Origin of the sequence: Kordiimonas laminariae (genome assembly GCF_023008165.1) — a bacterium.
GTDB lineage: Bacteria > Pseudomonadota > Alphaproteobacteria > Sphingomonadales > Kordiimonadaceae > Kordiimonas > Kordiimonas laminariae.
In genome coordinates, this window is sequence record NZ_JAKQZA010000013.1 from 1 (window position 1) to 18,119 (window position 18,119).

An 18,119-nucleotide genomic window follows, 5' to 3' on the forward strand; every position below is an offset into this window, starting at 1 on the left:
GTAATGCCTGGTGATAACGTGAACCTGAAGGTTGAGCTTATCGCACCAATCGCGATGGACGAAGGTCTTCGTTTTGCTATCCGCGAAGGTGGCCGTACTGTAGGCGCCGGCGTTGTAGCTGAAATCATCGAATAATTTCGGTAATAAATGAAAAGTGGGTCGGTCTTGCCGGCCCATTTTCTTGCGCAGTGATTGATTGAAAATTGAAGCGCAGTAAGTCATTTAAAAAAAATGACAAAAAACACTTGCAAGGGACGCGATAGAGCGGTAAACCGCAGCCCTCGCTAGTGACGAACTAACGGTCTAGGGGCGTAGCTCAGTTGGTAGAGCACCGGTCTCCAAAACCGGGTGTCGGGGGTTCGAGTCCCTCCGCCCCTGCCATTAGATCGAATAGAAAAATAGGCTGCATGAAAGCTCTTTAGTTTTAAGCGCCTTATAGATAATGGATTGATTAGCCTGCGGTTTTTGGTAAGAGAAGCGCGGGCTTGTTGGGTAATTATAAAGGATCGAACATGGCAAAAACATCGCCAGGTGAATTTTTCCGTCAGGTAAAGCGTGAAGGCGCTAAAGTTACTTGGCCTACGCCGAAAGAGGCGGGAATCACGTCTGTGATGGTTTTTGTAATGGTTGTGATTATGGCTGTGTTCTTCCTTGGTGTTGATTATCTGCTTAACGCTGGCGTGCAAGCGCTGCTTGGCCTTTAGGAGTTAATAATATGAGCAAATCTCGCTGGTATATTATTCATGCTTATTCTGGCTTTGAAGCTAAGGTGGCGGCAGCTGTTAAGGAACAGGCGCGGATTCAGGGGCTTGAGGCTCTGGTTGATGACGTGATTGTTCCGACTGAAGAAGTGATTGAGGTTCGTAAAGGTAAGAAGGTTTCGTCTGAGAAGAAATTCTTCCCTGGTTATGTGCTTGTGAAGATGGTTCTTACAGATGATACATACCACCTTGTGAATGCTCACGCTAAGGTAACTGGCTTTCTTGGCGCGAATGGTCGCCCAAGCCCGATTTCAGAAGCTGAGGCTGCTCGCATCCTTAACCAGGTTGAGGAAGGTGTTGAGCGCCCACGTCCGAATATTGTTTATGAAGTTGGTGAAGAAGTTAAGGTTACAGATGGCCCATTCGCGAGCTTTAACGGTATCGTTGAAGAGGTGGATGAGGATAAAGCACGCTTGAAAGTGTCTGTGTCTATCTTCGGTCGCGCAACGCCTGTTGAGCTGGAATACGGCCAGGTTGAAAAAGTTTAATAAGAATTCGGGGTAATCCTGAGTGAAGTGCGGTAGGCCGCGCCATTGGCCGCACCGCGCACCCTAATTGAAGTGGTTGATCACTTCTGATGTTTTTCGAAAGGGAAATACAATGGCAAAGAAGATTGATGGTTACCTGAAGCTTCAGGTACCTGCTGGTAAAGCGAACCCGTCACCTCCAATTGGTCCAGCTCTTGGTCAGCGCGGTGTGAACATTATGGAATTCTGTAAGGCGTTTAACGCTAAAACACAGAAGATGGAAGCTGGGATGCCAATCCCGACAATCATCACTGTGTATGCAGACCGTTCATTCACATTCGAAATCAAGACACCACCTGCATCTTTCCTTCTAAAGAAAGCTGCTGGTCTTAAGTCTGGTGGTTCAACTCCTGGCCGTGCGGTTGCTGGTAAAGTAACACGTGCACAGGTTAAAGAAATCGCTGAAGCTAAGATGGTTGATCTGAGCGCGAACGATATCGAAGCAGCTATGCTGATCATCGAAGGTTCTGCTCGCTCCATGGGCTTCGAGGTAGAGGGTTAATAAGATGGCAAAAGTTGCAAAACGTATGGCTAAAGCTTGGGACGGTCTAGACCGTGAAAAGCTTTACACAGTTTCAGAAGCTGTTGCTGAACTTAAAGCTCGCTCTGCAGTGAAATTCGATGAGACTATTGAAGTTTCTATGAACCTTGGTGTTGACCCACGTCACGCTGACCAGATGGTTCGCGGCGTTGTGTCTCTTCCACACGGTACTGGTAAAACTATGCGTGTAGCTGTGTTTGCTCGTGGCCCTAAGGCTGAAGAAGCAACAGCAGCTGGCGCTGATGTAGTTGGCGCAGAAGACCTGATGGAAGATATCCAAAAAGGTAACATGGACTTTGACCGTGTGATCGCAACTCCTGACATGATGGCTGTTGTTGGTCGTCTTGGTAAGGTTCTTGGTCCTAAAGGTCTTATGCCAAACCCTAAGCTTGGTACTGTTACTATGGACGTGAAAGCGGCTGTAGAAGCGGCGAAAGCTGGCCAGGTTGAGTACCGTGTTGAAAAAGCAGGTATCATCCACGGTGGTGTTGGTAAAGCTAGCTTCGGTGAAGAGCAGATCATTGAGAATGCTGTATCTTTCATCAATGCTGTAATTAAAGCTAAGCCATCAGGCGCTAAAGGTACATATGTTAAGCGCGTTGCGATGTCATCTTCTATGGGCCCAGGCCTTAAGATCGACGTAGCGACACTAGAAGCTTAATTATAAAAGATTTGTGTCGCGCTTCGGTGCGGCACACACATTTGGGCGGGTGTTTTGCCTGAATGGGAGTAACTGTCCGAGATTACAGGTGAACTGAAGTGTGTTTCTAGTGAGCGACCTTCAGATTTTAAAAGAAGCAGTATTCGCAACACTGTGGCCTGTATGAGATGGGTAAGGGAATTTTGCCGAAAGGCGATGTGCGGTTCCTACAGGATCGGATGTAATCCATCCTGCGCCCTGGACAGGGTAGCGTATTACTTCGATGTATAGAGTTTTTGAGGTAATACAGGGCTCAAATTGACGAGACCATTTATATGGTTCTCATAGTCGGAGACGAGAAAAGTGGAAAGAGCCGAAAAGCAGGATCTGGTTGCATCCATGCACGAAGTATTCTCGGACGCTGCGTCTGTTGTAGTTGTACACTACGATGGTCTGACAGTTGCTGAGATTACTGCACTGCGTGCGCAAATGCGTGAAGTGGGTGCTACACTTAAAGTAACCAAGAACCGTCTAACTCGTCTTGCGCTTAAAGGTACTGAATACGAAGGTATTGCTGACCTGTTTACAGGTCCTACAGCAATCGGTTTTGCTGCTGACCCAGTATCCGCACCTAAAGCTCTTGCTAAATTCGCTAAGGACAACGAAAAGCTTCGTATCCTTGGTGGTGGCATGGGCGCTAACGTGCTGGATCAAGCTGGTGTTAAAGCACTTGCCGAGCTTCCATCCCTCGACGAACTTCGTGGCAAACTTGTGGGTCTACTACAAGCTCCTGCTCAGAAGATCGCAGCGGTTACGGCAGCTCCAGCGGGCCAACTGGCTCGTGTATTTGGCGCTTACGGCGACAAAGACGCAGCTTAGACTTTAAAAAAGTATCCCGGGTGGCCCTGGCCGCCTAATTATTATGCATTATGACACGCGGATCCTTGAATGGACCGCAAATTTGGAGTGAGTTAAAATGGCTGATCTCGCAAAAATCGTAGAAGAACTATCTGCTCTTACAGTTATGGAAGCTGCTGAGCTTTCTAAGATGCTTGAAGAAACTTGGGGCGTATCTGCTGCTGCACCTGTTGCTGTAGCTGCTGCTGGCGCTGCTGGTGGTGAAGCTGCTGCTGAAGAGAAAGACGAGTTCGACGTAGTTCTTGCAGACGCTGGTGCGAAGAAAATCAACGTGATTAAAGAAGTTCGCGCTATTACTGGTCTAGGTCTTAAAGAAGCTAAAGAGCTTGTTGAAGGTGCACCTAAGACAGTTAAAGAAGCTGTATCTAAAGACGAAGCAGAAGAGCTTAAAGGTAAGCTTGAAGCTGCTGGCGCTAAAGTTGAACTTAAGTAATTTCTTAAGTAAAACAAACCAGAGGTCGGAAGCGATTTTCGCTCCCGGCCTTTCGGCGTCCTGAGAGCTTGGGACCTAAATATAAGCTCCATATTTGAGGTGGCGAAGTGGGCTGCGCTCAAAATACTTGGATTTTCAGGAGTTTAGGGTAGATTATTCCCCTAGGCTCTATTTTGACAGCCGAACTGGGCAGTGTATTTAGCTCAGGGTAGGCACAGCTAAAGGAACGAGGGCGAAGCATGGCGACTTCATTTACTGGTCGTAAGCGCGTGCGTAAAGATTTCGGTTCTATCTCCGAAGTAACGCAAATGCCGAATCTCATTGAGGTTCAACGACGGTCCTATGACCATTTCTTCCGCGCAGGTGCAGATGAAGAGGAGCGTTTAAGCTCTGGACTTGAAAGAGTTCTGAAATCTGTATTCCCAATACAGGATTTTGCGAACACAGCATCTCTTGAATATGTTCGGTATGAACTGGAAGCGCCCAAGTTTGACGTAGAAGAGTGCCAGCAGCGCGATATCACTTACGCTGCACCGCTGCGCGTAACTCTCCGTCTTATCGTGTTTGAGGTTGATCCTGAGACCGAAGCGAAATCTGTTCTCGATATTAAAGAACAAGATGTTTACATGGGCGACCTGCCGCTTATGACCGACAACGGTACTTTCGTTGTGAACGGTACAGAGCGTGTGATCGTTTCTCAGATGCACCGTTCCCCAGGTGTGTTCTTCGATCATGACCGTGGTAAAACACACAGCTCAGGTAAATTCCTGTTTGCTGCACGTGTAATCCCTTACCGTGGTTCATGGCTCGATTTTGAGTTTGATCCAAAAGACATCGTAAACGTTCGTATCGACCGTCGCCGTAAGTTGCCAGCTACAACAATGATGTATGCGCTAGGCATGACAGCGGAAGATATTCTTGAATACTTCTATAAAACAGTGACCTACCGCCGTGCGGAAGGTGGCTGGCGTATGCCGTTCAAGGGTGAAGCATGGCGCGGTCAAAAGCCAAGCTTTGATCTGATCAACGCTGACTCTGGTGAAGTTGTTGTTGAAGAAGGCAAGAAAGTAACTCCACGTCTGGCTAAGAAGCTTGAAAAAGACGGTGTTGAGGCAATTCTTGTTCCTGATGATGTGATCTTTGGCAAGTTCGTTGCGAAAGATATGATCAACGAGCAAACTGGTGCGATCTACGTTGAAGCAGGCGATGAGCTTGGTGAAGACGATATCGATGCACTAGCAGCTGCAGGTTTTGACGAAATTGAAGTACTTGATATCGACGAAGCTTCTGTTGGCCCATACATCCGTAATACACTGAAAGTAGATAAAGTTGAGTGTCATGATGGTGCTCTAGCTGAAATCTACAAGGTTATGCGCCCAGGTGAGCCACCAACCAAAGAAACAGCTGAAGCTCTGTTCTACGGTTTGTTCTTTGATAGCGAGCGTTATGATCTTTCCGACGTTGGTCGTGTGAAGATGAATATGCGCCTTGACCTAGACTGTGATGATAGCGTTGGCACTCTTCGCAAAGAAGATATCCTTTCTACGCTTAAGACACTTGTTGAGCTTAAAGATGGCCGCGGTGAAATCGACGATATTGACCACCTTGGTAACCGTCGTGTTCGTTCTGTTGGTGAGCTTATGGAGAACCAGTACCGTATTGGTCTTCTTCGTATGGAGCGTGCAATCCGCGAGCGCATGTCTTCTGTAGATATCGACACTGTGATGCCGCATGATCTTATCAATGCGAAGCCGGTTGTTGCATCTGTTCGTGAATTCTTTGGTTCCTCACAGCTTTCACAGTTTATGGACCAAACAAACCCACTTTCAGAAATTACACACAAACGCCGTATGTCTGCGCTTGGCCCTGGTGGTCTTACACGTGAGCGTGCTGGCTTTGAGGTACGTGACGTACACGCAACGCACTATGGTCGTATCTGTCCGATTGAGACTCCTGAGGGTCCAAACATTGGTCTGATCAACTCACTTGCGACATACGCACAAGTAAACAAGTACGGCTTTATTGAAAGCCCATACCGTAAAGTTATCGACGGTAAAGTAACTGATGAAGTTGTATATCTTTCAGCTATGGAAGAGGGCCGCTTCAAAGTTGCGCAAGCAACAGCAGAGCTTACCGAAGATATGACTTTCGCGAACGATCTTGTTTCCTGTCGCCAAAGCGGTGAATACCTGATGTCGGATAGCTCTACTATCGATCTGATGGACGTTTCACCAAAGCAGCTTGTATCCGTTGCGGCATCGCTTATTCCGTTCCTTGAGAACGATGATGCGAACCGCGCACTTATGGGATCAAACATGCAGCGTCAGGCTGTACCGCTCGTGCGTGCTGAAGCACCGTTCGTTGGTACAGGTATGGAGAAAACAGTTGCTGCTGATAGTGGTGCTGCAATCGCTGCCCGCCGTACTGGTGTGGTTGAGCAGGTTGATGCAACACGTATTGTTATCCGTGCGACTGAAGAACTGGACCCTGGTAAGTCTGGTGTAGATATCTACACACTTCACAAGTTCCAACGTTCGAACCAAAACACATGTATTAACCAGCGTCCGCTAGTAAAAGTGGGCGACCGTATCAAGAAGGGCGATATCGTTTGTGATGGCCCATCTACAGATATGGGTGAACTGGCTCTTGGTCGTAACGCACTTGTAGCGTTCATGCCGTGGAATGGTTACAACTTCGAGGATTCCATCCTTATTTCCGAGCGTATCGTGAAAGAGGACGTATTCACATCTATCCACATCGACGAGTTCGAAGTGATGGCACGTGATACGAAACTTGGCCCAGAGGAAATCACACGTGATATTCCAAACGTGGGTGAAGAAGGCCTTAAGAACCTTGATGAAGCTGGTATTGTTTACGTTGGTGCACAGGTTCACCCTGGTGATATCCTTGTAGGTAAGATCACACCAAAAGGCGAAAGCCCGATGACACCGGAAGAAAAACTTCTGCGTGCTATCTTTGGTGAGAAAGCTTCTGATGTTCGTGATACATCCATGCGCTTGCCGCCAGGTGTTGCTGGTACAGTTGTGGAAGTACGCGTATTTAACCGCCACGGTGTGGATAAAGACGAACGTGCTCTTACAATCGAACGTGAAGAGATCGAGCGCCTCACAAAAGACCGCGAAGATGAGCGTGCAATTCTTGAACGCAACATCTATGGCCGTTTGAGTGGTTTCCTAGTTGGTAAGACTGTAACGTCTGGCACAAAGGAAATGAAGAAGGGCACAGCGATCACTGAAGAGGGTCTAGAAGAGCTTCGTCGTATTCAGTGGTGGGATCTTGCTGTTGATGGTGATCAGGCAATGGCTGATATCGAAGCACTTCGCAAACAGTTCGACGATAGCCGTGCTCAGCTTAAGAGCCGCTTCGACGAGAAAATCGAAAAACTTCAGCGCGGTGATGAGCTTGCTCCTGGCGTTCTGAAGATGGTTAAGGTTTTCGTTGCTGTTAAGCGTAAGCTACAGCCTGGTGATAAGATGGCGGGTCGTCACGGTAACAAAGGTGTTATCTCTCGTATTCTGCCACAAGAAGATATGCCTCACCTTGATGACGGTACGCCGGTTGATGTTGTACTCAACCCGCTTGGTGTACCATCACGTATGAACGTGGGTCAGATTCTTGAAACACACCTTGGCTGGGCATCTCGTGGTCTTGGTCGTCAGATCGATGGCATGCTTGAAGCATACCGACATGGTCAGACACAGATCGATGAGTTCCGCACGAAGTTCAAAGATGTATACGGTGATGAGCAGTTTGAAAGCGATGTAGCTGATCTTGATGATGATCAGATTCTGGAGCTTGCTGGTAACCTCACTAACGGTGTTCCAATGGGTACACCTGTATTTAACGGTGCTGTAGAAGCAGATATCGTGACAATGCTTGAGAAAGCAGGTCTTGATAGCTCTGGTCAGGTTGACCTCTACGATGGCCGTACTGGTGAGAAGTTCGACCGTAAGGTAACAGTTGGTTACATTTACATGCTGAAGCTTCACCACCTTGTGGATGATAAAATCCACGCGCGTTCTATTGGCCCATACAGCCTCGTTACCCAGCAGCCGCTTGGTGGTAAGGCTCAGTTTGGTGGTCAGCGCTTTGGTGAGATGGAGGTGTGGGCACTGCAAGCTTATGGTGCTGCATACACGCTTCAGGAAATGCTTACTGTTAAGTCTGATGATGTACAGGGTCGTACGAAGGTTTATGAAGCTATCGTACGCGGCGATGATACATTTGAAGCAGGCATCCCAGAATCCTTCAACGTACTTGTGAAGGAAATGAGATCGCTCTGTCTGAATGTTGAGCTGATCACTGGCACAGACGAGTAACCAGTATCCTTGAGTTTGGCCGGGGCTTGCTCCGGCCTGCTTACCAAGTTTGATGGTAGGCATTTGTTTTGGAAGGCGATTGGAACCCCTTGATAAAAAGGTTCCACAGAAATTAAGAGAAGCCGGACATGAACCAAGAAGTGATGAAATACTTCAACCCGAACCAGAAACCTGAGACGTTTGATCAGATTCAAATCTCGATTGCGTCTCCAGAGCGTATCCGCTCCTGGTCTTTCGGTGAGATTAAAAAACCTGAGACAATCAACTACCGTACTTTCAAGCCTGAGAAAGACGGTCTTTTCTGTGCACGTATTTTTGGCCCGGTAAAAGATTACGAATGTCTCTGTGGCAAATACAAGCGTATGAAGTACCGCGGCATTATCTGTGAGAAATGTGGTGTGGAAGTTACGCTTTCCAAAGTTCGCCGTGAGCGCATGGGGCATATCGACCTTGCTGCTCCTGTAGCGCACATTTGGTTCCTTAAGTCACTACCAAGCCGTATTGGCCTACTGCTTGATATGATGCTCAAAGACCTGGAGCGTGTTCTCTACTTTGAGTATTATGTTGTTATTGAGCCGGGCCTAACACCGCTTAAGCAATTCCAACTTCTTTCAGAAGATGATTATTACCGCGCGCAAGATGAATATGGTGAAGATAGCTTCACTGCAGGCATCGGTGCGGAAGCTATTCGCAAGCTTCTTCAGTCAATGGACCTTGAAGATGAGCGTGAAAAGCTTCTTAAAGAGCTTGCTGAGACTAAGTCTGAGCTTAAGCCTAAGAAGATCATCAAGCGTTTGAAAGTTGTTGAAAGCTTTATCGATTCTGGCAACCGCCCAGAGTGGATGATCCTTGAGGTTGTTCCGGTAATTCCACCAGAGCTACGTCCTCTTGTTCCACTGGATGGTGGTCGTTTCGCAACATCTGATCTGAACGATCTATATCGCCGCGTAATCAACCGTAACAACCGTCTGAAGCGCCTGATTGAGCTTCGTGCACCTGATATTATCATCCGTAACGAAAAACGGATGCTTCAGGAATCTGTTGATGCGCTGTTTGATAACGGTCGTCGTGGTCGTACAATCACTGGTGCGAACAAGCGTCCACTGAAATCTCTTTCAGATATGCTGAAAGGTAAGCAGGGTCGTTTCCGTCAGAACCTTCTTGGTAAGCGTGTTGACTATTCTGGTCGTTCTGTGATCGTGGTTGGCCCTGAGCTTAAGCTACACCAGTGTGGTCTTCCGAAGAAAATGGCGCTTGAGCTGTTCAAGCCGTTCATTTATTCGCGCCTAGACCGCAAAGGTATCGCAACTACAATTAAAGCTGCGAAGAAACTGGTTGAAAAAGAACGCCGTGAAGTTTGGGATATTCTCGACGAAGTAATTCGTGAGCACCCAGTAATGCTTAACCGTGCGCCTACGCTTCACCGTCTTGGTATTCAAGCGTTTGAGCCAGTACTGATTGAAGGTAAAGCTATTCAGCTTCACCCACTAGTATGTGCGGCCTTTAACGCCGACTTCGATGGTGACCAGATGGCGGTACACGTACCACTTTCTATCGAAGCGCAGCTTGAAGCACGCGTACTGATGATGTCTACAAACAACATCCTGTCGCCTGCTAATGGTAAGCCGATTATCGTTCCGTCTCAGGATATTGTACTAGGTATCTACTACATGACATCCATGCGTGAAGGTGATGTAGGTGAGGGCAAAGTCTTCTTCGATATGGATGAAGTTGAGTTTGCGCTTGATAACAAGGTTATCACGCTGCAATCCAAAATTAACGCACGTATCGAAACTGTTGATAAAAACGGTGAGAAAACATATATCCGCGCTGAAACAACGCCGGGTCGTATGCTTCTTGCTCGCCACCTTCCGAAGCATCCGAACGTTCCGTTCAGCTTAATCAACCGTCGTTTGACGAAGAAAGAAGTCACAGAAGTTATTGATGTGGTTTACCGTCACTGCGGTCAGAAAGAGACTGTACTGTTCGCGGATGGTATCATGGGTGAAGGTTTCAAACGTGCTTGTGCCGCTGGTATTTCCTTCGGTAAAGACGATATGATTATCCCGCCAGCTAAAGAGAAACTGGTTGATGATACAAAAGCGGTTGTTCGTGAATTCGAAGACCAGTATCAGGATGGTTTGATCACTCAAGGTGAGAAATACAACAAAGTTGTAGACGCCTGGGCGCAGTGTGGTGACAAAGTTGCTGAAGCTATGATGGCTGAGATGGAGCGCACAACGGTTGATGATAATGGCCGTGAAAGCGATGTGAACTCAGTATTCATGATGGCGCACTCTGGTGCTCGTGGTTCCGCGGCTCAGATGAAACAGCTTGCTGGTATGCGTGGTCTGATGGCTAAACCTTCTGGCGAGATTATTGAAACACCAATTATCTCGAACTTTAAAGAAGGTCTGTCAGTACTAGAATACTTCAACTCTTCTCACGGTGCTCGTAAAGGTCTTGCAGATACGGCGCTTAAAACAGCGAACTCCGGTTACCTGACACGTCGTCTTGTAGATGTATCTCAGGACTGTGTGATCGTTGAGCGTGATTGTGGTACGGAAGAAGGTATTACAGTTGAGGAAGTATCTGAGGGTGGTGACGTTCTTGTTCCACTATCAGAGCGTATCCTTGGTCGTTGTCTGTCTGTAGATGTGAACCATCCTGTAACAGGTGAGCTTCTCTTTGAAGCAGGTACACTGCTTGACGAAGAAAAAGCCGATGCTGTTGAAACAGCTGGTATTGCTGAAGTGAAGATCCGTTCGGTTCTGACATGTGAAACCCGCAACGGTGCTTGTGCCAAGTGTTACGGTCGTGACCTAGCACGCGGTACTGAAGTGAACATGGGTGAAGCTGTTGGGGTAATCGCCGCTCAGTCGATTGGTGAGCCAGGTACACAGCTTACAATGCGTACGTTCCACATTGGTGGTGCTGCGACTGTAAACGCTGAATCTGCGATTGAATCTTCTGCTGATGGTAAAGTACGCATCGATAACCGCAATGTTATTGAAGACAGCAAAGGCCGTAAGATCGTAATGAGCCGCAACATGGAAGTTGTGGTGATGGACGATGAAGGTCGTGATCGCTCTAAGCACCGTCTGGCATTTGGTTCGCACCTGTTCAAAGACGAAGGTGATATGGTTGTTAAAGGCGAGAAACTCGCTGAATGGGATCCATACACTATTCCGATTATCACAGAACAAACTGGTACTGTTCGCCTTGTTGACCTTGTTGACGGTGTATCCGTTAAAGAGGTAGTTGACGAAGGTACAGGTATCGCATCGAAAGTGGTAACAGACTGGCGTTCAGCTCCTAAAGGTGCAGACCTACGCCCACGTATTACTTTGCGTGACGACAACGATAACGTTGTTGAATTGGCAAACGGTACCGAAGCTCGTTACTTCCTGTCTGTAGACGCAATTCTTTCTGTGGAAGATGGTCGTCACGTACAGGCTGGTGACGTGATCGCTCGTATTCCTCGTGAAGCTGCGAAAACAAAAGATATTACTGGTGGTCTACCTCGTGTGGCTGAGCTCTTCGAGGCTCGTCGTCCGAAGGATCATGCGATTATCGCTGATATCGATGGTATTGTTGAATTTGGCCGTGACTATAAAAACAAGCGCCGCATCAGCATTCGTCCTCGTACAGAGGAAGAGGGTGTGGAGCCAGTTGAATATCTGGTGCCAAAAGGCAAGCACATCACTATTCAGGAAGGTGACTTCATTCAGAAGGGCGAATATCTGGTAGACGGTAACCCGGCTCCGCACGATATCCTTCAGGTAATGGGTGTTGAAGCTCTAGCGAACTATCTCGTGAAAGAGGTTCAGGATGTATACCGTCTTCAGGGTGTGAAGATTAACGATAAGCACATTGAGGTTATCGTTCGTCAAATGCTTCAGAAGATCGAGATCACAGCATCTGGTGACACAACATTCCTACCGGGTGAGCAAGTTGACCGCGAAGAGTTTGAAGCAGTTAACCAGAAGATGGAAGAAGAAAGCCGTCTGCCAGCTAAAGGTAACCCAATCCTACTTGGTATTACCAAAGCTAGCCTGCAGACACGTAGCTTCATCTCTGCTGCGTCGTTCCAGGAAACAACACGCGTTCTTACAGAAGCATCTGTAGCTGGTAAGAAAGATAAGCTTATCGGTCTGAAAGAGAACGTGATTGTTGGTCGTCTGATCCCTGCAGGTACCGGTTCTGTTGTGAACCGCCTGCGCCATGAAGCGCAAAAGCGTGATGCTATTGCAATGGCTGAGCAGGAAGAAGCAAACGATCCTATGGCGACAGCTGAAGCCGAATTTGCTGCTGCAACATCAGGTGGTGAAGAAGCTGAAGCTTAATCGCTAGATTAAAGACAATAAAAAGGCCCGCTTCTTTGAAGTGGGCCTTTTTTTGTTTGAATAAGCTGACTAGTTTTGGGGGTTCGTTTTCAGATACTCTTCGAAGACTATTTTTTCCCAGTTGTGGACCATTTTTATTTTACGGTTTTCACGCTCTTCGGGGCTTTTTGCTGGGCCGGCATATTGATCGAAAGAAATAGTATAAACCTCTGGATCGATATCTCCCTCGCATAGTTGGCCTATTTGTGCAGGAGCAAGCATATGACCTGTATGCATAAAGACGCAGCTTCCCTTCTTGTCGAGGCTGTGTGGTCCTGCATTCACATAGTTTTTCATCCAACCGTATACATCGGCCAAACCAGTTGGCGTCGAAAAACTTATATCTGGCACGGAAAGCACAAGAGGGATCTGTAATTGATCTCTGTTTATACTGTGCCCATGACCAAGAAATCCATCATGGAATAAAGACTCTCCATGATCACCTAGAAAAATAATAAGCGTTTCGTCAAATAACCCTTTTTGCTTTAACTCCCCAATGACTTCTCCAAAGTAGTGATCCATATAAGAGAGTGCATTCCAGTATGTATTTGACAGCCACTCCCGATTTGCCTTGGTGATGTCTCGCCTTGGGATACCTTTTTCTACGAATTTCTGATCCATAAATTGGTGCGAATAGGGAAAATGGGCAGCCTGAAAGTTGAAGTAGAAAAATTGTCTCTTTTCAGGGTTTATTTCGGAGAGCCGTTTTTTGAAGGCTTCTACCAGTGTGGCCTCTGATAGTTTGATGCTACTCGGAAGTTTTGAGGCAAAGACCCTCTTTTCAGGTACTGTTTGCGGATCAAAGAAGAAGTCGGCGTTTTCTCGTGTCTTTAACCGTTTATCCAAGTTACCCCAGGTTTCATCCTGTCCCGATATAATCGATATCTCAAAATCATTCTGTTTTGCTGCTTCAAATATACTGTCGCTTGATTGCTCGAAGTAATAGTTGCCAGAAAATAGAGTGTACAAACTGTTTGAGGTAAAGCCTGCATGACTGAAGGCGTTGCTTATACTGCTGCCATTTTGTGCCAACTCTCTTAAATTGGGAGCAACATATTGATCATTGATCTTGTGCTCCAAAATATCTGCTCGGGTACTCTCTGATACTACAATAACAAGATGCTTAAATCGCTCAGGAATAGAGATAGATTGGCTAATTTGATCTTGGTATGAAATGGCAGGGAGATCTCCAGCAAGACCATTTTCATCAATTCCATTACCAGGTATATCAATAGCACCCCAATGAATATCAGAATCCAGAGGTGCTGGATCTCTGGGCACATTGAAGAAACTGCTGCCGTCTTGGTCAAAATCAGTCAATAGATTCCCTGTGGTTAAAATAGTGTAGAAAGCAATAGTACGCTTACCATTAAAAATAGCAGGATTACTGGCTAATATCGCAGTGAGGACTAATACCCCAATCGCGCCAAGAAAGTATCTCCGATGTAATTTAGATAATTTTTCATATTCATTTGGTTCAGGTTTAGTCAGTTTGAGTATAACTATAAAGATCACAAGTATGATTAAGCTTGGTATCATAAAGACGAAAATTTCATCTTTTACATATGCAATGGCGTTTTGAATATCTCCTCCAGCGATCGCGTTAATAACTGTCATGTCAACATGATCAGCTACGTAGGCATATATTTGATAACGCGCGGCAAGACTTATGCCGTAGAGAAATATAAAAATGGACCCAAATATAAAAATAGGTTTTTCAATCCGTATTTTTATAAATTTAGTGAGGTTAAAAAGAGTTTTATTCAGCAGATGAAAGAGAATTATGAAGCTACTTAGATACAGGCCAATAAAGGCCATATAATCAAACGTACTGGAGAGAGGCCTGGATTGAAGAAAGCCCGTACCGGTAAAAATTTGATACCTCAATTCCAGCAAAATAGCTTCTAAACCAATCAGTAATATTAGGCCCAGGAAAACTAATCTTGATCCTTTAAACATAAATACACCTTATTTGGTTCTGGGTTTTGGTATATCTAACATGGAAAATTACATAGCTAAAGTTCACATATAAATTAGATGTTACAGGGTACGTTCGCATAGGATGTTTTTATCTCATACAGGTATCTGTAAAAATGCCTAAGTTGTCTCTGGTACTATCTGATGCCTTTTATCCTTGACGTTCCGCCATTTTCCGTATATGTAGCCCACCTCGCCAGAGCTCAGGTGGTGGCTTAAATCAAGCCAAACGCTGGGGTTTGCTGGCTTTAGAGAATTGAAAATTTGATTCCCAAACGGCCTCGTTGGATATGAAATATTATCTGATGCAGGTTGTTTTGCTGCATAAAAACAAGGCGTTTGGGGTGATGGTGACAGAGAAAAACGGCAAGGAATAAAAATGCCTACCATTAACCAGCTAGTGCGCAAGCCGCGCAAAGCAAAGCCAGCGCACAATAAAGTGCCAGCGCTTGAAGCATGTCCACAAAAACGTGGCGTGTGTACACGTGTTTATACAACAACACCTAAGAAACCTAACTCAGCGCTTCGTAAAGTTGCGCGTGTGCGTCTTTCAAATGGTCACGAAGTGACATCATACATCCCGGGTGAAGGTCACAACCTTCAGGAACACTCTGTTGTTCTTATCCGTGGTGGTCGTGTGAAAGATTTGCCTGGTGTTCGCTACCACACTCTTCGTGGTGTGCTTGATACACAGGGTGTTGCTGATCGTCGTCGTAGCCGTTCTAAGTACGGCACGAAGCGTCCGAAGTAAGATTAGAGAAGGAATTAACGCATGTCTCGTCGTCATAGCGCAGAAAAACGCGAAGTTCTACCTGATCCAAAGTTCGGTGACGTAGTTCTAACAAAATTCATGAACAGCCTGATGTATGATGGTAAGAAATCTACAGCAGAGCGCATTGTTTACGGTGCATTCGATAAAATCGAAGAGCGCGCGAAAACTGAAGCTCTTGGCCTGTTCCATGAAGCTCTAGATAATGTAAAGCCTGCTATTGAGGTTCGCTCTCGCCGTGTTGGTGGTGCGACGTATCAGGTTCCTGTAGAAGTTCGTTCTGAGCGTGCGCAAGCTCTAGCTATTCGCTGGATTATCGATGCTGCACGTAAGCGCAACGAAACTACTATGGTAGATCGTCTTTCAGGTGAGTTGCAAGACGCGGCTAACAGCCGTGGTGCTGCTGTCAAGAAGCGTGAAGATACGCACAAAATGGCAGAAGCTAACAAAGCATTCTCACACTATCGTTGGTAATAAGAAGTTATTCTTAGATAAGGAACTTGATCCATGGCACGCAGAACGCCACTCGATCGTTATCGTAATATCGGCATCATGGCACACATTGATGCTGGTAAAACAACGACTACTGAACGTATCCTTTATTACACAGGCCGTAGCCACAAAATCGGTGAAGTACACGATGGCGGCGCTACAATGGACTGGATGGAGCAAGAGCAGGAGCGCGGTATTACTATTACTTCCGCTGCGACTACTTGTTTCTGGAATGATCACCGCATCAACATCATTGATACACCAGGTCACGTAGACTTCACAATTGAAGTAGAGCGTTCCCTTCGTGTACTCGATGGTGCTGTAGCTGTATTTGACTCTGTAGCTGGTGTTGAGCCTCAGTCTGAGACTGTTTGGCGTCAGGCTGACAAATACAACGTTCCACGTATGTGTTTCGTGAACAAAATGGACCGCATGGGCGCTAACTTTGAGCGTTGTGTTGGTATGATTAAAGAGCGTCTAGGTTCTAACGCACTTGTTCTTCAGCTTCCAATCGGCGCTGAAGCTGAGTACGAAGGTCTGATCGATCTTATCAAATTCAAAGAAGTTCTTTGGGTTGGTGAAGATCTTGGTGCTTCTTACGAATACCACGATATCCGTGCTGACCTTGTTGATGCTGCTGAAACAGCTCGCATGGAAATGATCGAAACAGCTGTTGAAGCTGATGAAGAGCTTCTTGAAAAGTACCTTGAAGGTGAAGAAATTAGCGAAGAAGAGCTGAAGGCTGCTATCCGTAAGGGTACAATCGAAGGTCTATTCGTTCCAGTTCTTAACGGTACTGCATTCAAGAACAAAGGTGTTCAGCCACTTCTTGATGCTGTAATCGATTTCATGCCTGCTCCAACAGACGTTGAAGCGATTAAGGGTGTGGATGCTGATGATCACGAAAAAGAAATCGTTCGCGAATCTTCTGACGACGAGCCGTTCTCTGCTCTAGCGTTCAAGATCATGAACGACCCATTCGTGGGCTCACTAACATTCGCTCGTATCTACTCTGGTGTTCTTGAAGCTGGTACACAGGTAACTAACTCTGTGAAACAGCGTAAAGAAAAAGTTGGTCGTATGCTTGAAATGCACTCGAACAGCCGTGAAGACATCAAAGAAGCGCGCGCGGGTGATATTATCGCTCTAGCTGGACTTAAGCAGACAACAACTGGTGATACTCTATGTGCGAATAACAAGCAGGTTATTCTTGAGCGCATGGAATTCCCAGATCCTGTGATCGAAGTTGCTGTTGAGCCTAAGTCTAAAGCTGACCAAGAAAAAATGGGTCTGGCGCTTGCGCGTCTTGCTGCTGAGGATCCATCATTCCGCGTTACATCTGACGAAGAATCTGGTCAGACAGTAATCGCTGGTATGGGTGAGCTACACCTAGATATTCTTGTTGATCGCATGAAGCGTGAATTCAAGGTTGAGTGTACAGTGGGTGCGCCTCAGGTAGCATACCGTGAGAGCTTCGCTCGTGAAGTTGAAGTTGATTACACTCACAAGAAACAGTCCGGTGGTTCTGGTCAGTTTGGTCGCGTGAAAATGGTGGTAACACCAGGTGAGCGTGGTACTGGCATTGAGTTCACAGACGAAATTAAAGGCGGTAACATTCCTCGTGAATACATCCCAGGTGTAGAAAAGGGTGTTAATGATATCGCTGAGGCTGGTGCTCTTATTGGCTTCCCAATCATCGACTTTGGCGTACGCCTGATCGATGGTGCGTATCACGATGTTGACTCCAGCGTACTTGCGTTTGAAATCGCAGGTCGCGGTGCGATGCGTCAGGCTGCGGAAGATGCCGGTATTAAGCTCCTCGAGCCAATGATGAAGGTTGAAGTTGTTACTCCAGACGAGTATATGGGTGACGTAATCGGCGACCTTAACAAACGCCGCGGTCAGATTCAGGGCTCAGAAGCTCGTGGTCCGGCAACGGTTGTTAACGCGATGGTTCCTCTTGCGAACATGTTTGGTTATGTGAACGAGCTTCGTTCATTCACACAAGGCCGTGCACAGTTCACTATGCAATTCGACCATTACGATGAAGTGCCTGCAAACGTAGCTGACGAAATTAAAGCTAAGCTCGCAGGTTAAATAAAAAAGAAAAACAAATGCTATGGATCCCCTGGTAAACAGGGGCCGATATAAAAGGTATTTAAAATGGCTAAAGAAAAGTTTGAGCGTAATAAGCCGCACTGTAACGTTGGTACTATTGGTCACGTTGACCACGGTAAGACAACGCTTACAGCTGCGATTACAAAAGTTCTAGCTGAAGCAACAGGCGGTGAAGCTGTTGATTTCGCGAACATCGATAAGGCTCCTGAAGAGCGTGA

At 46.5% G+C, this 18,119-nt stretch carries 14 protein-coding genes and 1 tRNA gene; 14 read left to right on the forward strand and 1 reads right to left on the reverse strand.

The window, feature by feature from the left end:
- The 10 genes from MF542_RS17270 to rpoC form a co-directional block, all read left to right on the forward strand.
- Positions 1-135: EF-Tu C-terminal domain-related protein (locus MF542_RS17270; protein WP_486209772.1), on the forward strand; the 135-nt coding region annotated here is incomplete at its 5' end.
- A 170-nt stretch (positions 136-305) separates the two neighbouring features.
- Positions 306-381 (forward strand) — tRNA-Trp (locus MF542_RS17275).
- Positions 382-512: 131 nt separating this feature from the next.
- Positions 513-704 (forward strand): preprotein translocase subunit SecE, encoded by a 192-nt coding sequence (gene secE, locus MF542_RS17280; RefSeq protein ID WP_247021798.1) that lies wholly within the window; start codon positions 513-515, stop codon positions 702-704.
- A gap of 11 nt (positions 705-715) precedes the next feature.
- Entirely contained in the window at positions 716-1,249 is a 534-nt protein-coding gene (gene nusG, locus MF542_RS17285; protein WP_247021800.1) for a transcription termination/antitermination protein NusG, read from the forward strand.
- Positions 1,250-1,361: 112 nt separating this feature from the next.
- A complete protein-coding gene (rplK, locus tag MF542_RS17290; protein WP_247021802.1) occupies positions 1,362-1,790 on the forward strand; it encodes a 50S ribosomal protein L11 in 429 nt (142 codons plus the stop codon).
- Between the two features lie 4 nt (positions 1,791-1,794).
- Positions 1,795-2,490: a 50S ribosomal protein L1 gene (rplA, locus tag MF542_RS17295; protein WP_247021804.1), complete on the forward strand. Its 696-nt coding sequence runs from the start codon at positions 1,795-1,797 to the stop codon at positions 2,488-2,490.
- A 342-nt stretch (positions 2,491-2,832) separates the two neighbouring features.
- On the forward strand, positions 2,833-3,348 hold the full coding sequence (gene rplJ, locus MF542_RS17300; RefSeq protein WP_247021806.1) for a 50S ribosomal protein L10: 516 nt from the start codon (positions 2,833-2,835) through the stop codon (positions 3,346-3,348).
- A 97-nt stretch (positions 3,349-3,445) separates the two neighbouring features.
- Complete coding sequence (gene rplL, locus MF542_RS17305; protein WP_247021808.1) at positions 3,446-3,820, forward strand: 50S ribosomal protein L7/L12; 375 nt, start codon at positions 3,446-3,448, stop codon at positions 3,818-3,820.
- 239 nt (positions 3,821-4,059) lie between these two features.
- Positions 4,060-8,160, forward strand: a complete 4,101-nt coding sequence (gene rpoB / locus MF542_RS17310) for a DNA-directed RNA polymerase subunit beta (protein WP_247021810.1) — start codon at positions 4,060-4,062, stop codon at positions 8,158-8,160.
- A gap of 128 nt (positions 8,161-8,288) precedes the next feature.
- Positions 8,289-12,506 (forward strand): DNA-directed RNA polymerase subunit beta', encoded by a 4,218-nt coding sequence (gene rpoC, locus MF542_RS17315; protein WP_247021812.1) that lies wholly within the window; start codon positions 8,289-8,291, stop codon positions 12,504-12,506.
- A gap of 69 nt (positions 12,507-12,575) precedes the next feature.
- Here rpoC and MF542_RS17320 read toward each other — a convergent pair whose 3' ends face one another.
- On the reverse strand, positions 12,576-14,504 hold the full coding sequence (locus MF542_RS17320; protein ID WP_247021814.1) for a sulfatase-like hydrolase/transferase: 1,929 nt from the start codon (positions 14,502-14,504) through the stop codon (positions 12,576-12,578).
- Between the two features lie 397 nt (positions 14,505-14,901).
- Between MF542_RS17320 and rpsL the strand changes: the two genes are divergently transcribed.
- The 4 genes from rpsL to MF542_RS17340 all read left to right on the forward strand — a co-directional run.
- Positions 14,902-15,273 (forward strand): 30S ribosomal protein S12, encoded by a 372-nt coding sequence (gene rpsL, locus MF542_RS17325; protein ID WP_247021816.1) that lies wholly within the window; start codon positions 14,902-14,904, stop codon positions 15,271-15,273.
- Between the two features lie 21 nt (positions 15,274-15,294).
- Positions 15,295-15,765 carry a 30S ribosomal protein S7 gene (gene rpsG / locus MF542_RS17330; protein WP_247021818.1) on the forward strand — a complete coding sequence of 157 codons (471 nt, stop codon included), beginning with the start codon at positions 15,295-15,297 and terminating at the stop codon, positions 15,763-15,765.
- Between the two features lie 33 nt (positions 15,766-15,798).
- Complete coding sequence (gene fusA, locus MF542_RS17335) at positions 15,799-17,880, forward strand: elongation factor G (protein WP_247021820.1); 2,082 nt, start codon at positions 15,799-15,801, stop codon at positions 17,878-17,880.
- Positions 17,881-17,946: 66 nt separating this feature from the next.
- On the forward strand, positions 17,947-18,119 hold a 173-nt coding region (locus MF542_RS17340), incomplete at its 3' end, for a GTP-binding protein (protein WP_247020845.1).